This window comes from Mycobacterium sp. 5-140-3-2, assembly GCF_035666375.1.
GTDB lineage: Bacteria > Actinomycetota > Actinomycetes > Mycobacteriales > Mycobacteriaceae > Mycobacterium > Mycobacterium intracellulare.
Window position 1 is genome coordinate 4,808,650 of record NZ_CP142025.1, and the last position, 15,803, is coordinate 4,824,452.

Sequence of the window (15,803 nt, forward strand, 5' to 3'; positions counted from 1 at the left end):
CCAGATGGCCGACCTGGACGGCGTCTTCCGCCGGGAGTGGGGCCCGGCCGTGGCCGCGCTCGCGCGGTGGTCGGGTGACCTCACCGTCGCCGAGGACGCCGTCCAGGAGGCCTGCGCCGAGGCGCTGCGCACCTGGCCGCGCGACGGGCTGCCCGCCAACCCGGGCGGGTGGCTGGTGACCGTCGGCCGTAATCGGGCCCGTGATCGCTTGCGCCGCGAATCGGTGCGCCCCGGAAAGGAATTGGCGGCCGTGTTGGACGACATCAGGGCGCGCACCGAGCACACCGACCCGCACCCGGTTCGCGACGACGAGTTGCGGATGATGTTCACCTGCGCGCACCCGGCGCTGGACCGGCAATCGCAATTGGCGCTGACGCTGCGGCTGGTCTCGGGCCTGACCGTCGGCGAAATCGCCCGCGCGCTGCTGCAGACCGAGGCGGCGATCGGCCAGCGAATCACGCGCGCCAAGAACAAGGTTCGGCACGCCAACATCCCGCTGCGCGTCCCGCCCGCCGAGCTGCTGCCCGAGCGCACCCCGCACGTGCTGGGTTGCGTCTATTCGGTGTTCACCGAGGGCTACTGGTCGACGGCGGGCCCGTCGGCCATCCGCGACGACCTGTGCGACGAGGGGATCCGGCTGGGCGGCGAGCTGTGCGCGCTGCTGCCCGCCGAGCCGGAGGCGCACGCGCTGTCCGCCCTGATGCTGCTGCACGATTCGCGACGCGCGACCCGGGTGGACGAGTCCGGGATGCTGGTGCCGCTCGAGGACCAGGACCGCCGCCGGTGGGACCGCGCGCGCATCGCCCGCGGGCTCGAGCGGTTGCGTCACGCCCGAGGCTCGACGGGCGCCTACCTGCCCCAGGCGGCGATCGCCGCGCTGCACGCCACGGCCCCGTCCTGGGAACGCACGGACTGGGTCGCCATCTGCTCGGCCTATGACCGGCTGTGGCAGCTCACCGGGTCCCCGGTGGTGGCCGCCAATCGCGCGCTGGCGATCGGCTTTCGCGACGGGCCCGACGCCGGGCTGGCCGCCCTGGACGATGTGGCTGGCGATCCGCGGCTCGCCCGCTCGAACCTGGTCGCGACCGTGCGCGCCGACCTGCTGCGCCGCGCGGGCCGGCCGGCCGATGCGCTGACGTGGTACCGAGCGGCGTTGGAGTCCAACGGGTCTGAGCCGGGACGCGCGTTCCTGCGGCGCCGCATCGCCGAGTGCGGGGGGTAATTCCCGCCGAACGTCGACTTGTGGCGCCGATTACTTGGGTGATCGCGCCACAAGTCGACGTTCGACCAGGAGAGAGATCAGGCCTCGGAGAAGTTGCGGGTGACCGACGGGTCGACCGGAATGCCCGGCCCCGTCGTCGTCGACACGGTGATCTTCTTCAGGTAGCGGCCCTTCGACGCGGACGGCTTGAGCCGCAGCACCTCGTCGAGCGCGGCGCCGTAGTTCTCGGCCAGCGACTTCTCGTCGAAGGAGGCCTTGCCGATGACGAAGTGCAGGTTGGCCTGCTTGTCGATGCGGAAGTTGATCTTGCCGCCCTTGATGTCGGCCACGGCCTTGGCGACGTCGGGGGTGACGGTGCCGGTCTTCGGGTTCGGCATCAGGCCGCGCGGACCGAGCACCCGCGCGATGCGGCCGACCTTGGCCATCTGGTCCGGGGTCGCGATCGCGGCGTCGAACTCCAGCCAGCCGCCCTGGATCTTCTCGATCAGGTCGTCGCTGCCGACGATGTCCGCGCCGGCGGCCTGCGCCTGCTCGGCCTTGTCGCCGACCGCGAACACCGCCACCCGGGCGGTCTTGCCGGTGCCGTGCGGCAGGTTCACCGTGCCGCGGACCATCTGGTCGGCCTTGCGCGGGTCGACGCCGAGCCGGATCGCCACCTCGACGGTCGCGTCCTGCTTGCTCGACGACGTTTCCTTGGCGAGCTTGGCCGCCTCCAGCGGGGAGTACAGGCTGTTGCGGTCCACCTTCTCGGCGGCGGCGCGGTATGCCTTGCTGTTCTTGCTCATTGATTCATCCAATCTGGTGTTGGGTCGTGGTTATCGGGCCGAAGCCAGCCCTCCCACGGTGGTGGTGCGGGGTATTACTCGACGGTGTCTTTGCGTCGATTCGTCCTTCCCATACCTACGCTGGGCCTCGTTCCTCGCCCCGCTTCGTCATGCTCGGACTACTCGACGGTGATACCCATCGACCGGGCGGTGCCGGCGATGATCTTGGCGGCCGCGTCGATGTCGTTGGCGTTCAGGTCGGCCTTCTTGGTCTCGGCGATCTCCTTGACCTGATCCCAGCTGACCTTGGCGACCTTGGTCTTGTGCGGCTCGGCCGAACCCTTGCCGACGCCGGCGGCCTTGAGCAGCAGCTTGGCGGCGGGCGGGGTCTTGAGCGCGAAGGTGAAGCTGCGGTCCTCGTAGACCGTGATCTCGACCGGGATGACCTGGCCGCGCTGGTTCTCCGTGGCGGCGTTGTACGCCTTGCAGAACTCCATGATGTTGACGCCGTGCTGACCGAGCGCGGGCCCGACCGGCGGCGCCGGGTTGGCCTGCCCCGCCTGGATCTGAAGCTTGATCAGCCCGACGACTTTCTTCTTCGGGGCCATGAGATGTTGTTCGTTCCTTCCTGGTTTGTGCCCGGCGGAGCCGCCGGTTTAGAGCTTGGAGACTTGGCTGAAGGTCAATTCGACCGGGGTTTCGCGGCCGAAGATCGACACCAGCACCTTGAGTTTCTGCTGCTCGCCGTTGACCTCGCTGATCGTGGCCGGCAGCGTCGCGAACGGGCCGTCCATGACCGTGACCGATTCGCCGACCTCGTAGTCGACCTCGATGGCCGGGCGTTCCAGCCCCCCGGCCTCGGCGGCGGTGGCGGTTGTAGCCGCCCCCTTGGCGGCCTTCTTCGTCGCGCCGCGCGGCAGCAGGAACTTCACCACGTCGTCGAGCGTCAGGGCCGACGGGCGCGAGGTCGCCCCGACGAACCCGGTGACGCCGGGGGTGTTGCGCACCGCGGCCCACGAGTCGTCCGTCAGGTCCATGCGCACCAGGATGTAGCCGGGCAGCACCTTGCGATTGACCTGCTTGCGTTGGCCGTTCTTGATCTCGGTGACCTCTTCGGTGGGCACCTCGACCTGGAAGATGTAGTCGCCGACGTCGAGGTTCTGCACCCGCGTTTCGAGGTTGGCTTTGACCTTGTTCTCGTATCCCGCGTAGGAGTGGATGACGTACCAGTCGCCGGGCTTGCTGCGCAGTTCCGCCTTGAGCGCGACGGCCGGGTCGACCTCTTCGGCCGGCTCGTCGGGCGCCCCGGCAGCGTCGGCGGCCTCGTCCGTGGTCGCCTCGTCCGTGGTCGCCTCGGAAACCTCGGAGGTCGCCGTGTCGTCAGAAACCTCGGCAGCTTCCGTGGTCTCTTTCAGGTCGACCGCGTCACCCGCGGACGGGTCACCGTCGAAGCTAGTCACGGTGTCAGTCCTCTCTGTCACTTTTCACAGCGGCGTCGCTCGCTCAGCCGAACACCAACAGCACCAGCTTGGTCAGGCCGAAATCCGCCAGGCCGACCAGCGCCACCATGAAGGCCAGGAAGGCCAGCACGACGGAGGTGTACGTGAGCATCTGCTTGCGGTTGGGCCAAATGACCTTCCGCATCTCCGCAACGACCTGCTTGAGGTAGTTGTAGACGAACAGGAACGGGTTGGCCCGGCTGTCCGCGGATTTCTTCGGCTTGGCGGCCTTCTTGGCTTTGGCGCCCTTCTTGGCCTTGTCCTTGCCGGAGGCTTCGATTTCGTCCGGCGACGCGGCGTCGGCATCCTCGCCGGCGTCGGCCGCCTTCTGGCGGGACCGCTTACCGGTCGGGCGTTGTGGCCGCGTCACCACCGCCGTCCGGACACCGCTCGCGCGGCCCTCCGTCGTGTCAGTGCCGTCGCTTGCGGCGTCGTTGGCAACGTCGCCTTCGTCGCTCACCGCACGCTCCTTTGTTTGCTAGTACCCCGAGAGCCGTCCCATCGGTGGCGGCGCACCTTCCAGTGTCCACCATGGCACATGCTCATGCCCATGGTCCGGCTCCGTCCGTCTTCAGCAGGGGCGACAGGACTTGAACCTGCAACCTGCGGTTTTGGAGACCGCTGCTCTGCCAGTTGAGCTACGCCCCTTCGCGGTTGGCAGGCCAACCTGCGCTTACCTACCGGGGCTTACATGACACGCGCGCCTTCCGATTGCTCGACTCACGGAAAGCGCGCTGATGCTGGGAAAACCCCGAGGTCCGAGTGTACATCGACGCGGGAGTCAGATACTAATTACGCCGTTCTGACGACCTGGCCGGACTCCGAGTCCCAACGCAGGTTCGCGGAGTTGTCGGCGTACTGGCCCATCAGCGTGGTGTAGGCCTCTAGGACCACCTCGTCGTTCTCGTCGGTGCAGATGTTCTTGGTGACGACGATGTCGGCGCCGAAACGCTCGTCCACCGAAACGATGTCCATCCGGGCCCACAGCTTGTCGCCGGCCTTGATCGGCTTGGAGAACACGAACCGCTGGTCGACCTGGACGATCACCAGCGTCTCCATGCCGATGTCGACGTGCCGGAAGAAATCCAGCTGGACCAGTTTGGCGAAGATGGTCCCGAAGGTCAGCGGCGCGATGATCGCGTCGTGGCCGAGTTCGGCGGCGGCGTCCTCCTCGAAGTGGGCCGGGTGGCGGTTCTTGATGGACAGCGCGAACTGGCGCAGTTGTTCACGGCCGACGACGAAGTAGTCCGGGTAGCGCCAGATCATCCCCCTGATGTCTGTCTTGAGCGCCATGCGCTATGCCAGGGTCGCGGACGCGATGGCCCTACCGAAGATCTTCTTGCCGCCGGTGGTGGCGGTGAGCGCGATGGTCACGGACTTGGTTTCGGGATCGGCGGACTTGACGCGGCCGTTGAAGACCAGCTCGGCGCCCTTGCCGTCGTTGGGCACCGGCACCACGGCGGTGAACCGCACGTTGTACTCGGTCACCGCGCCGGGGTCACCGATCCACGCGGTGACGTAGCCGCCGCCGATGCCCATGGTCAGCATGCCGTGCGCGATCGCGGTCTCCAGGCCGACGACCTTGGCCATCTCGTCGTCCCAGTGGATCGGGTTCAAGTCGCCGGAGACGCCCGCGTAATTCACCAGATCCTGTCGGGTCAACGGGTAGGTCTTCTCCGGAAGCTGGTCACCCACCTTCACGGAGCTGAACTCACGCAGTGGCATCAGAAAATCCCTCTTCTCCATCCTCGCCGGCACGGCCCGCCAGGGTCGTATAGGTCTCTTGCACGACGTCACCCGCCTCGTTGGTGATGACGTTCTTGGTGACGATGATCTGGGTGCCGTGCGACACCCGCACCGAGTCCACGTAGACGTCGCAGTAGAGCTTGTCCCCGGCGACCAGCGGCGCGAAGAACTTCAGCACCTGGTCGACCTGCACGATCTGGGCGTCCTGGACGGCGACGTTGGCGTGCTTGAAGAAGGCCGTCTGCGCCGTGTAGCCGAACACGCAGACGAAGGTCAGGGGGGCCGGCAGCCCCGAGTAGCCGAGGTCGGCGGCCGCCTTCTCCTCGAAATACGCCGGGTCGTCGTGTTTGACGGCGACCGCGTACTCGCGGATCTTCTCCCGCTCTACCTCGTAATGATCGGGGTAGCGGTAGTGCATCCCGACGATGCTCTCGGTTAACGGCACGGTTCTTAAACTACCTAGTCAATCGGAGTAAACGCTGGCGGGGCGCCGCTAGCGTGTCTCGCGATGCGCCTGGTGCTTACCGCAGTTGGGGCAGAACTTCTTCAGCTCCAGTCGGTCCGGGTCGTTCCGGCGGTTTTTCTTGGTGATGTAGTTGCGGTGCTTGCACACCTCGCATGCCAAGGTGATCTTCGGCCGTACGTCGGTACTGGACGCCATGACGGTTCTCTCTCGATTCTTGAAAAGATCTGTGCTGTTCTGTTGTAGCGATGGCCGGACTCGAACCGGCGACCTAACGATTATGAGTCGTTCGCTCTAACCGACTGAGCTACATCGCCTCTGGCCACCCCGTTTTGGGGTCGGGGCCGCCACGCCTGCTCGGCGTCCGCCGAGCCCCCTAACGGAATCGAACCGTTGACCTTTTCCTTACCATGGAAACGCTCTACCGACTGAGCTAAGGGGGCCGTTCACCCGAAGCGATCAGTCGCGCGGGCCTAAAAGAGGGTACAACCCGGCTCGCAGCGGCACCAAACCACGAGTACCGATGGACAGCGGCCCGCGGTGGTCACCCGAAATGCCCGGCTCACCCGGTCTCGCGGGAACGGCGAGGCCGCCACGCGTTGAGGTCGCTGAATTCGTCGTACTCGTCTTCCTCTTCGTCGGAAGCTCCCTCACGAAGCAGGGTGCGCAACGCGAGATTGACGGCCTCACGCGCGTCGGCGACACGGAAGCGCTGGATCGCCTCGTCGACCAAATCGAGGTCGACCTCGATTTCGACCTTCTTCCTCATGCGCCAACAATACCCACTGGCAACGGGCCCAACCCGGTGCTCCGAAGGGGTGTCGCGCCGCCGCCGGGCGGCGCGAACCAAGCGGTGGCGGACTACCCGCCGGGCCGCCGCGATCCGGGTCCTAGTCTGGTCACGTGTCAGATGACCGGCTCTACTTCCGTCAACTGCTCGCCGGCCGCGACTTCGCCGCCGGCGACATGTTCGCGACGCAGATGCGCAACTTCGCGTACCTGATCGGCGACCGGCAAACCGGGGACTGCGTGGTCGTCGACCCGGCGTATGCCGCCGGTGATCTCCTCGACACCCTCGAGGCCGACGGCATGCACCTGTCCGGGGTGCTGGTGACGCACCACCACCCCGACCACGTCGGCGGATCGATGATGGGCTTCTCGCTGGCCGGCCTGGCCGAACTGCTGGAACGGGCGCCGGTGCCGGTGCACGTCAATACCCATGAGGCGCTGTGGGTTTCGCGAGTCACCGGGATCGGGGTCGGCGACCTGACCGCGCACGAGAACCACGACAAGGTCAGCATCGGCGACATCGAGATCGAGTTGCTGCACACGCCCGGTCACACCCCGGGCAGCCAGTGTTTTCTGCTCGACGGCCGCCTCGTCGCCGGTGACACGTTGTTCCTGGAGGGCTGCGGGCGCACCGACTTCCCCGGCGGCGACTCCGACGAGATGTACCGCAGCCTGCAGCGGCTCGCGACCCTGCCCGGCGACCCGACGGTGTTTCCGGGGCATTGGTATTCGACGCAGCCCAGTGCCTCGCTGTCGGACGTCAAGCGGTCCAACTATGTGTATCGGGCCGCGGACCTTGACCAATGGCGAATGCTGATGGGTGGGTGATCGCTCGATGGGCCCCTTCGGCGTCCGGCCCTGTGATATAAGCGGAGGGTGGATTCCATGGGTTGGATCCAGGACAGCTGGCATGGGGTCACGCACGTCGGGTCCAGCACCTGGATAGCGTGGGCAGCGTGGGCGGCGATCGCCCTCGCCGTCGTCACACTGGTCTTCACCAACAGCCAGATCACCCGCAACCGCCGCGCCGCCGCCGAGCAGACCCGCCCGCACGTCGGGGTGTTCATGGAGCCGCATTCCGCCGACTGGCACGTGATCGAACTCGTGGTCCGCAACTTCGGCCAGACCGCGGCCTATGACATTCAGTTCTCGTTCGACAATCCGCCGACCGTGGCCGAATACGAAAGCGCCACCGACGGCTACGCCGATGTCGTCGAACTGCGCCTGCCCCGGGAGCTGCCGGTGCTGGCGCCCGGCCAGGAATGGCGCCTGGTGTGGGACTCCGCCCTCGACCGCGCCGAGATCGGCAGCGGCATCGAGTCGCGTTTCACCGGGACCGTCAGCTATTACGACCGCCCCGACCAGCCGCGCGGATGGCGATTCTGGCAGCGCGAGCGTTCTCCCCTGCGCACCGACGTCGTCCTGGACTGGGACGCCCTGCCACCCGTGCAGCGCATCGAGTTGATGACCACCCACGACCTGGCGAAGCGGGAGAAGGAAAAGCTGGAGCTGCTGCGCGGCCTGCTGACCTATTTCCACTACGCCAGCAAGGAGACCCGGCCCGAGGTTTTCCGCAGCGAGATCGAACGGATCAACGCCGCGGTTCGGGAGACCCAAGACCGCTGGCGCACCCGCCAACTCGACGAACCCACCGATGTGAGCCTGCGCTGGAGTAACGCCGAAGACGATCTGGGCAAACACCACAACCAGTCCGCCTGACGGCAAGGAGCAGGAGCACCCATGACCGCCCCGGTCCACTACAGCACCAAGGACTCCCTCGCCGTCATCAGGATGGACGACGGCAAGGTCAACGCGCTGGGCCCGACCATGCAGCGGGCTCTGGGCGACGCGATCGACCAGGCCGAGCGGGACAACGCCGGGGCGCTGGTGATCACCGGCAACGAGCGGGTGTTCAGCGGCGGCTTCGACCTGAAGATCCTCACCTCCGGCGAGGTGCAGCCCGCGATCGACATGTTGCGCGGCGGGTTCGAGCTGGCCTACCGGCTCCTGTCGTTTCCGAAGCCGGTGGTGATGGCGTGCACCGGCCATGCGATCGCGATGGGGGCGTTCCTGTTGTCGTCGGGCGATCACCGGGTGGCGGCCCACGCCTACAACATCCAGGCCAACGAGGTCGCGATCGGCATGGTCATCCCGTATGCCGCGCTGGAGATCATGAAGCTGCGGCTGACGCCGTCGGGGTACCAGCAGGCCGCGGGGCTGGCCAAGACGTTCTTCGGCGAAACCGCCCTTGCCGCAGGCTTTATCGACGAGATCGTGCTGCCCGAGATGGTGCTGGACCGCGCGCAGGAGGCCGCCGCCGAATTCGCCGGCCTCAATCAGCGCGCGCATGCCGCCACCAAGCTGCGCGCCCGGGCCGACGCCCTGGCCGCCATCCGCGCCGGCATCGACGGGATCGAGGCCGAATTCGGGCTCTAGCCCGCTGATTTGCCCCTGGCTGAAGTGGTTTCGGGGCCCGCTGCCGGGGAAGTCCACGCCTGTGGCCACAGATCGCATCGCGGATCCCTGGGGGGCGCGCACCCCGTACGAACCCGGCACCCCATGGCCGGACCGGGTCGACACCTACCTCGCCGACGGCATCACCGCCGAGTCGGTGGACCGCTGGGTGCAATCGGCGGCGGTGCTGCACTCCAACGGCGACGGTCTGGACATCGCCGTCAAGGACGGCCGCATCGTGGGCGTGCGCGGGCGCGCCGTCGACCGCGTCAACCACGGGCGCCTCGACCCCAAGGACCTGTTCGGCTGGCAGGCCAACGCCTCCGCCGACCGGCTCACCACCCCGATGATCAGGGAGCGCGGCGAGCTGAAGCCGTGCGACTGGGACACCGCCATGCAGCGGATCGTCGACCGCAGCAAGCAGCTGCTCGACGGCTACGGCCCCAGCTCGATCGGCTTCTACACGTCCGGACAGTTGTTCCTGGAGGCCTACTACACGCAGGGCGCCATCGCGCACGGCGCGATCGGCACCAACCACGTCGACGGCAACACCCGGCTGTGCACCGCGACGGCGGCCGAGGCGCTGAAGGAGTCGTTCGGCTGCGACGGGCAGCCGGGGTCCTACACCGACGTCGACCACGCCGATGTCATCGCGTTGTTCGGGCACAACGTCGCCGAGACGCAGACGGTGCTGTGGGCGCGGATGCTGGACCGGCTGGCCGGGGCCTCGCCGCCGGCGATCGTCTGCGTCGACCCCCGGCTGACGCCGGTCGCCCGGCACGCCACCGTTCACCTGGCGCCGGTGCCGGGCACCAACGTCGCGTTGATGAACGGGCTGCTGCACGAGATCATCGGCAACGGCTGGATCGACCGGGACTACATCGACTCGCACACGGTCGGTTTCGACGAGCTGCGCGGCCGGGTCGAAGAGTTCGGACCCGAGCGGGTCGCCGACATCTGCGGCGTGCCGGCCGAGGACATCCGGCGCGCCGCGCAGCTGCTCGGCACCGCTAAGCGGCTGCTGTCCACCGTGCTGCAGGGCTTCTACCAGTCGCACCAGGCCACCGCGGCGGCCGTGCAGGTCAACAACATTCACCTGGTGCGCGGCATGCTGGGTAAGCCCGGCTGCGGGGTGCTGCAGATGAACGGGCAGCCGACGGCCGAGAACACCCGCGAATGCGGCGCCGACGGCGACCTGGCCGGTTTCCGCAACTGGTCCAACGACTCCCACGTCGCCGAGCTGGCCGCGTTGTGGAACCTCGAGCCCCTGCAGATTCCGCACTACGCCCCGCCGACGCACGCCATGCAGATGTTCCGCTTCGCCGAGGAGGGGACGCTGCGGATGTTGTGGGTCACCGCCACCAATCCCCTGGTGTCGCTGCCGGAGCTGGCCCGCATCCGCGACATCTTCTCCCAGGAGCGGCTGTTCCTCGTCGTCCAGGACATCTTCCTGACCGAAACCGCCGCGCTGGCCGACGTCGTGTTGCCCGCCGCGGCGTGGGCCGAGAAGACCGGCACCTTCACCAACGCCGACCGCACCGTGCACCTGTCCGAAAAGGCCGTGGATCCACCAGGTTCCGCGCGCCCGGACCTCGACATCTTCCTGGACTACGCGCGCCGGATGGACTTCCGCGACAAGGACGGCCAACCCTTCCCACCCTGGACCGATGCCGAGTCGGCGTTCGAGGCGTGGAAGCAATGCAGCGCGGGGCGGCCGTGCGACTACACCGGTCTGAGCTATGCGAAGCTGCGCGGCGGCAGCGGCATCCAATGGCCTTGCAACACAGAACATCCCGACGGCACCGAGCGTCTCTACGCCGACGCGAAGTTCTGGGCGGAACCCGACTACTGCGAGGCCTACGGCAAAGACATGATCACCGGCGCCCCGCTGCAGCCCGACGAGTACCGCTCGATGAACCCCTACGGCAGGGCGATCATCAAGGCGGCCCAATACGTTCCTCCCCATGAGCGGACCAGCCCGGATTTCCCGTTCGCGCTGATCACCGGACGCACCGTCTACCACTTCCACACCCGCACGAAAACCGCGCGGGCACAGCAACTTCAGCGGGCCGCCCCCGAGGTCTGGGTCGAGGTCTCGGCCGGCGACGCGCGCCGGCTGGGCATCGCCGACGGCGACCTGGTCGAGGTGAGCACGCCGCGGGGCTGCATCAGGTGCGCGGCGCGGGTCTGCGGCATCCGCGACGGCGTGTTGTTCGTGCCCTTCCACTACGGCTATTGGGATGCCGGGACCAATGGGCATCACCGGGCCGGCAACGAACTCACGCTGACCGATTGGGACCCGGTGTCCAAGCAGCCGATCTTCAAGACGGCCGCCGCCCGGCTGCGCAAAAGCCGGATGCGGCGAGCCGGCGGGAACGGCGCCGCCGCCGCCCCGCCCGCGGCGGTTGCCGAAGCCTTGGGGGGTCAAGCGTGAAGCTCAAAATGGCGCTGCGCGAACTGCACCGCTCCGAACGCAAGCTGGCCCACGAACTCAACGTGGTCGCCGCGCGACACCACAGCGACCAGGACGTCTGCCACCTGGCGCAGGACCTGGCCGGCTGGTCACGCCATCACCTCGCCGAGCTGGCGCGGCACGGCCGCCACTACGGCCTGCACCTGTCCACCGATCCCCGCACCGGCGCGGTCACCGGTTTCCTGCAATCGCGGCTCAGCGGCCTGCTGCGGCACCGGCCGGAGCCGGGGCTGATGCTGCTCGCCGACCTACGCCGGATTCACCGCCTGTCCGCGGGGGTGTCGCTGGACTGGGAGCTGCTGGCCCAGGGGGCGCAGGCCGCCAAGGATTCCGAACTGCTGAGCCTGGCCTCGCGCTGTCATCCCGAGACGCTGCGCCAGATGCGCTGGGCCAACGCGATGCTCAAAGAGCTTTCGCCGCAAGTGTTGATGAACTGAAACGGCGAACGCGGTGCCCGCCATCGGCGGCCACCGCGTTCCTCTCGCCTCCTCGCCGCCAGTCTGGCACGTGCGCGACGAGCCGTCACTTCACCCGGCGGGGCGACGGCTTACCGGAACCGGTCCAGATAAGCCGGCCAATCCCACGTCGACAGGAACGCCTGCGCCGCCGCATAGCCGCTCTCGTACAGCTCTTCGAGGCGGCCCCTGGGGATGTCGAAGTCGAGCACGCCGACATCGGTCGACTCGACCGCGATGGCGCGGGCCGCCACCCACGGCCGGCTGAGATGGGTCTGGTCGTGGCCGGCCAGCATGGTGGTGACCAGGCTTTCCAGCAACGCCGTCTGTTCGAAGAAGCGCAACGGTTTCAGGGCGGGCATCACCGCGCCGATGCCCTCGGTGAGCCTCGGCAGCACCGTGATCCCGAACGTGGGCCAGCGCGGGGCCCTGCCGTCGGGGCGGTCGAAGGTGTCGATCGGGAAATTCGACAGCACGCCGCCGTCGACCAGGGTGGACGTCGAGCCGTCGGCGCCCGTCAGCTTGACCGGGCGATAGAAGAACGGGATCGCCATCGAGGCGCGCACCGCGTCGGCCACCGGCTGCTCGTCGGGGTCCAGGCCGTAGAGCCGCCGAAAGTCCCACGGGAACCGCACCAGCTGCGCCGCGGTCAGGTCGGCGACGGTGACCACCAGCTTGTCGCGCCGCCCCTCGAGCAGGCGGTCGTCGTCGAGGTGCAGATCGCCGAAGCGGGTGACCCCGAAGTTCTTCAACTCGCCGCGGATCCAGTCGTAGGCCACGTCGCCGCGGTACATGCTGGAATCGGTGACCAGCCCCCAGGCCGCACCCAGGTAGGGCACGGGTCCGGCGTCGCGCCACTTACGCAGGGGGACCGAGAACGCGAGCTCCTTGACCTGCGCGCCGGTCAGCTGCCCATCGGTGGATCCGGCCGCCAGGATCGCCGCGACCACCGAACCGGCCGAGACCCCCGACACCCGCTTGATCGAATACCCGGCATCCATCAGCGCGACGATGGCGCCCACCAGCCCGATGAACTTGACGCCCCCGCCGGAGAGCACCAGATCGACGGGCTTCGGCTGGTGTGCGGAAGATTCCATCTACCGCTCCGACGAAACCCATTGATAGGGAAGGAATTTCCCGTCGAACGTGACCACGACGCGGTCACCGGACGGGTGCGGCCTCTTCTGGATGTCGACACTGAAGTTGATCGCGCTCATGATCCCGTCGCCGAACTGTTCGGCGATCAGCTCCTTGAGCGCTCCGCCGTAGACCTGCAGGGCCTCGTAGAAGCGGTAGACGGTCGGGTCGGTCGGTACGGAGGTGGGCAGGCCGCCCCGCATGGGCGCCGCCGCCAGCACGGGCACCACCGACTCGTCGAGGCCGAGCAGCTCGGCCAGGGTCTTTGCTTGCTCGACCGGAATCGGGTGCTGCCCGAGCAACGCCGCCGTCGTCCACACCACCGGCCTGTCGATGGCGTCGGCCAGCTGTTGCCACGTCAGCCCCTTCGCCAGGCGCGCGACGACGATCTGTTCGGTGAGTTCGGTTCTCGTCATGGGTCCCAGCATGCACGCCGGCCCGATCGCGCCTCAGCCCGGTTTGGTCGCGGTGACCAGCCGCGTGGAGAACCACGGGCCGCCGTACCACATCCGCCAGCCGAGGTTGCGCCGCCGCACATTGCGCCAGCCCAGTTCGCGCAGCCGCTCGGCGTGCTGACGCGTCTCCCAGAGGTCCGCGATCGCGAGCCGGCCGCCCGGCCGCAGCACCCGCACGGCTTCGTCGAGCGCCCGCCGCCGGCCGGCGTGGCCGTCGATGTTGTGGATGGCCAGGTTGCTCACGATCACGTCGACGCTCTCGTCGGCCAGCGGCAGCGCGGTCATGTCGGCGGTGCGCACCTCGATGCGGTCGGCGACGCCTTCGGCGACCGCGTTGGCCAGCGTGGCCTGCCGCGAGTTGTCCGTCTGGTCGGCCTGCCACAGGTCGACACCGATCGCGCGGCCCCGCGGCAACCGCTTGGCCGCGGCCAGCAGCACCGCGCCGCGCCCGCACCCGAGGTCGAGCACCGTCTCGTCGCCGGCGAGCCGCAGATCGCGCAGAACCCGGTCCCACACAACGAATTTCCCGGACCGCGTCGCGTACATGTACAGGAGCGTGTTGCCGGCGATGCCGGCGCTCGACACCGCCGCCAGCCCCGCCCGGAGCCGCTTGCCGCGCGCCCAGCTGATCGCGGCCCAGCTGGCCAGGGCGACAACTTGAGCGCCGACGCCCAGCGCCTGGGTTCGCGCCGAGAACTTGTGAAACGAACCGTCGACTCCGTAATCGCCCTGGTGGTCATGCATGCCCCTCAGCTTACGACTCAGCAAGTCGCCGAAGGTTTTTCACGCGTCTCACCACCGGCCGTGATGCACCACCTCGGAAAACGGCCGGCGATTCGGTGTGCGGATCGGGCGCAGCGGGCGATCGGCGGGATAGCCCACCCCGAGCAGGAAAGCCACCAGGTGATCGTCGGGAACACCCAGGATGGCGCGCGCCTTCTCCTGATCCCCGACCGACGAGTGGCCGGTCCCGATTCCCAGGTCGGTGGCCGCGATCATCATCGCCATGGTGGCCTGGCCGATGTCGTAGTTGTCGGTGACCACCCGGCGCTCGTCGGGCGGCACCGGCGCCACGATCGCGATCGCGGCCGGCGCCGCGGCGATATGGCCGGCGCCCCGCCAGACCGTGGAAAGCTCCTGCAGCTGGGCGCGGTCGGTGACGATGACGAAGTCCCAGGGCTGACGGTTTTTGGCCGACGGCGCACGCCATCCGGCTTCGGCGATCCGGTCGAGGTCCTCGTCGGAGATCGCCCGCGGCTGATACTCGCGCACATTGCGCCGCGCGCAGATCGCGTCCCAAGCATCCATCTGGTTCCCTCCCTCGCGGCTGTTCCCCAAGTATCGGCGAAGCCCGCCCAAGTTTGCGTACGACGAAATCGGGAAAGTCGTGGTGACGTGGTGAACCACCCGGGCGGGCGGCTCGTGAACAACTGAATGCCCCAAGTCAGAAAGGCGGGTGGCCGCCGTGGCAGAGCACCTGACGCCGCACTTCGAAGAGGTCCAAGCCCACTACGACCTCTCGGACGACTTCTTCCGGTTGTTCCTCGACCCCACCATGACCTACAGCTGCGCGTACTGGGACCGCGGCCGAGATATCACGCTGGAAGAGGCCCAGCTGCGCAAGATCGACCTCTCGCTGGGCAAGCTGGGCCTGCGGCCGGGGATGACGCTGCTGGACGTGGGCTGCGGCTGGGGCGCCACGGCGCGCCACGCGATCGAGAAGTACGACGTCAACGTCATCGGATTGACCCTGTCGGCACACCAGGCCGCCCACGTGCAGAAGCTCTTCGACTCGATGGACACCGAACGCAGCCGGCGGGTGCTGCTGCACGGCTGGGAGGAGTTCGACGAGCCGGTGGACCGGATCGTCTCCATCGGCGCCTTCGAGCACTTCGGGTACGACCGCTATGACGATTTCTTCGCGATGGCACACCGCCTCCTGCCCGACGACGGGGTGATGCTGCTGCACACGATCACCATGCTGACCCCGCAGCAGATCGTCGAGCGGGGCCTGCCGATGACCGAGGAGCAGACCAGCTTCAACGAATTCATCGCCACGGAGATCTTCCCGGGCGGGCAGTTGCCGGCCATCGAGATCGTCGAGTTCCACGCGTCCAAGATGGGTTTCAACCTCAAACGCCGGCAGTCGCTGCAGCTGCACTACGCCCGGACCCTCGACCACTGGGCCGAGGCCCTGGAGGCCCACCACAGCGAGGCCGTCGCGATCCAGTCCGAAGAGGTGTATCAGCGCTACATGCGCTACCTGACCGGCTGCGCCGACGCGTTCCGGGCCGGCTACATCGACGTCAACCAGTTCACCCTGGCGAAGTAGGCACCCCGCCCCGG

At 67.9% G+C, this 15,803-nt stretch carries 19 protein-coding genes, 3 tRNA genes and 1 pseudogene; 7 read left to right on the forward strand and 16 right to left on the reverse strand.

The genetic code is table 11. The features are described from left to right. Positions 1-4: 4 nt before the first annotated feature. Positions 5-1,222 carry an RNA polymerase sigma factor gene (locus tag P6281_RS22510; protein WP_324738526.1) on the forward strand — a complete coding sequence of 406 codons (1,218 nt, stop codon included), beginning with the start codon at positions 5-7 and terminating at the stop codon, positions 1,220-1,222. A gap of 77 nt (positions 1,223-1,299) precedes the next feature. Here P6281_RS22510 and rplA read toward each other — a convergent pair whose 3' ends face one another. The 12 genes from rplA to P6281_RS22570 form a co-directional block, all read right to left on the reverse strand. Further along, a complete protein-coding gene (gene rplA, locus P6281_RS22515; protein WP_008260906.1) occupies positions 1,300-2,007 on the reverse strand; it encodes a 50S ribosomal protein L1 in 708 nt (235 codons plus the stop codon). Between the two features lie 158 nt (positions 2,008-2,165). Continuing rightward, positions 2,166-2,594 carry a 50S ribosomal protein L11 gene (rplK, locus tag P6281_RS22520; protein WP_007767860.1) on the reverse strand — a complete coding sequence of 143 codons (429 nt, stop codon included), beginning with the start codon at positions 2,592-2,594 and terminating at the stop codon, positions 2,166-2,168. 48 nt (positions 2,595-2,642) lie between these two features. Then, complete coding sequence (gene nusG, locus P6281_RS22525; protein ID WP_009957382.1) at positions 2,643-3,446, reverse strand: transcription termination/antitermination protein NusG; 804 nt, start codon at positions 3,444-3,446, stop codon at positions 2,643-2,645. A 43-nt stretch (positions 3,447-3,489) separates the two neighbouring features. Further along, positions 3,490-3,945 carry a preprotein translocase subunit SecE gene (secE, locus tag P6281_RS22530; RefSeq protein ID WP_014381148.1) on the reverse strand — a complete coding sequence of 152 codons (456 nt, stop codon included), beginning with the start codon at positions 3,943-3,945 and terminating at the stop codon, positions 3,490-3,492. Positions 3,946-4,060: 115 nt separating this feature from the next. Continuing rightward, positions 4,061-4,133, reverse strand: a tRNA-Trp gene (locus tag P6281_RS22535). Positions 4,134-4,277: 144 nt separating this feature from the next. Next, positions 4,278-4,778 carry a (3R)-hydroxyacyl-ACP dehydratase subunit HadC gene (hadC, locus tag P6281_RS22540; RefSeq protein WP_009957384.1) on the reverse strand — a complete coding sequence of 167 codons (501 nt, stop codon included), beginning with the start codon at positions 4,776-4,778 and terminating at the stop codon, positions 4,278-4,280. 3 nt (positions 4,779-4,781) lie between these two features. Then, positions 4,782-5,210, reverse strand: coding sequence for a (3R)-hydroxyacyl-ACP dehydratase subunit HadB (gene hadB, locus P6281_RS22545; protein WP_009957386.1), 429 nt, complete (start codon positions 5,208-5,210; stop codon positions 4,782-4,784). After that, the gene (gene hadA, locus P6281_RS22550; RefSeq protein WP_014383315.1) at positions 5,197-5,649 is read right to left on the reverse strand and encodes a (3R)-hydroxyacyl-ACP dehydratase subunit HadA; all 453 of its coding nucleotides are present in this window, start codon (positions 5,647-5,649) and stop codon (positions 5,197-5,199) included. The genes hadB and hadA overlap by 14 nt, the downstream gene beginning before the upstream one ends. A gap of 75 nt (positions 5,650-5,724) precedes the next feature. Further along, the gene (gene rpmG / locus P6281_RS22555; RefSeq protein ID WP_003898538.1) at positions 5,725-5,892 is read right to left on the reverse strand and encodes a 50S ribosomal protein L33; all 168 of its coding nucleotides are present in this window, start codon (positions 5,890-5,892) and stop codon (positions 5,725-5,727) included. 45 nt (positions 5,893-5,937) lie between these two features. Further along, a tRNA-Met gene (locus P6281_RS22560) sits at positions 5,938-6,011 on the reverse strand. A 53-nt stretch (positions 6,012-6,064) separates the two neighbouring features. Beyond that, positions 6,065-6,137 (reverse strand) — tRNA-Thr (locus P6281_RS22565). Positions 6,138-6,256: 119 nt separating this feature from the next. Next, the gene (locus P6281_RS22570; RefSeq protein ID WP_009957392.1) at positions 6,257-6,463 is read right to left on the reverse strand and encodes a type II toxin-antitoxin system VapB family antitoxin; all 207 of its coding nucleotides are present in this window, start codon (positions 6,461-6,463) and stop codon (positions 6,257-6,259) included. Positions 6,464-6,597: 134 nt separating this feature from the next. On the opposite strand from P6281_RS22570, the gene P6281_RS22575 reads away from it, so the two are divergent. The 5 genes and pseudogenes from P6281_RS22575 (at position 6,598) to P6281_RS22595 (ending at position 11,847) form a co-directional block, all read left to right on the forward strand. Then, entirely contained in the window at positions 6,598-7,311 is a 714-nt protein-coding gene (locus P6281_RS22575) for an MBL fold metallo-hydrolase (protein WP_014385823.1), read from the forward strand. Positions 7,312-7,368: 57 nt separating this feature from the next. Then, a pseudogene (locus P6281_RS22580) lies at positions 7,369-8,210 on the forward strand (hypothetical protein); the annotation flags it as partial. Positions 8,211-8,223: 13 nt separating this feature from the next. Then, on the forward strand, positions 8,224-8,919 hold the full coding sequence (locus P6281_RS22585; RefSeq protein WP_008260954.1) for a crotonase/enoyl-CoA hydratase family protein: 696 nt from the start codon (positions 8,224-8,226) through the stop codon (positions 8,917-8,919). Positions 8,920-8,980: 61 nt separating this feature from the next. Further along, the gene (locus P6281_RS22590; RefSeq protein WP_324738527.1) at positions 8,981-11,371 is read left to right on the forward strand and encodes a molybdopterin oxidoreductase family protein; all 2,391 of its coding nucleotides are present in this window, start codon (positions 8,981-8,983) and stop codon (positions 11,369-11,371) included. Further along, on the forward strand, positions 11,368-11,847 hold the full coding sequence (locus tag P6281_RS22595) for a hypothetical protein (RefSeq protein WP_014942932.1): 480 nt from the start codon (positions 11,368-11,370) through the stop codon (positions 11,845-11,847). Before P6281_RS22590 ends, P6281_RS22595 begins: the two co-directional genes overlap by 4 nt. A gap of 110 nt (positions 11,848-11,957) precedes the next feature. Here the strand turns inward: P6281_RS22595 and P6281_RS22600 are convergent, their stop codons facing one another. The 4 genes from P6281_RS22600 to P6281_RS22615 are packed head-to-tail and all read right to left on the reverse strand — an operon-like array spanning position 11,958 to position 14,765. Continuing rightward, positions 11,958-12,962 (reverse strand): patatin-like phospholipase family protein, encoded by a 1,005-nt coding sequence (locus tag P6281_RS22600; RefSeq protein ID WP_014942933.1) that lies wholly within the window; start codon positions 12,960-12,962, stop codon positions 11,958-11,960. After that, positions 12,963-13,418: a cyanase gene (cynS, locus tag P6281_RS22605; protein WP_442757114.1), complete on the reverse strand. Its 456-nt coding sequence runs from the start codon at positions 13,416-13,418 to the stop codon at positions 12,963-12,965. It lies immediately after the preceding gene. A 33-nt stretch (positions 13,419-13,451) separates the two neighbouring features. Then, complete coding sequence (locus P6281_RS22610; RefSeq protein ID WP_014942935.1) at positions 13,452-14,201, reverse strand: class I SAM-dependent methyltransferase; 750 nt, start codon at positions 14,199-14,201, stop codon at positions 13,452-13,454. A 48-nt stretch (positions 14,202-14,249) separates the two neighbouring features. Then, entirely contained in the window at positions 14,250-14,765 is a 516-nt protein-coding gene (locus P6281_RS22615; RefSeq protein ID WP_008260966.1) for a nitroreductase family protein, read from the reverse strand. 157 nt (positions 14,766-14,922) lie between these two features. Here P6281_RS22615 and P6281_RS22620 point away from each other — a divergent pair, with 157 nt between their 5' ends. Beyond that, positions 14,923-15,789: a cyclopropane mycolic acid synthase family methyltransferase gene (locus P6281_RS22620; RefSeq protein ID WP_324738529.1), complete on the forward strand. Its 867-nt coding sequence runs from the start codon at positions 14,923-14,925 to the stop codon at positions 15,787-15,789. The last annotated feature ends 14 nt before the right edge of the window (positions 15,790-15,803 follow it).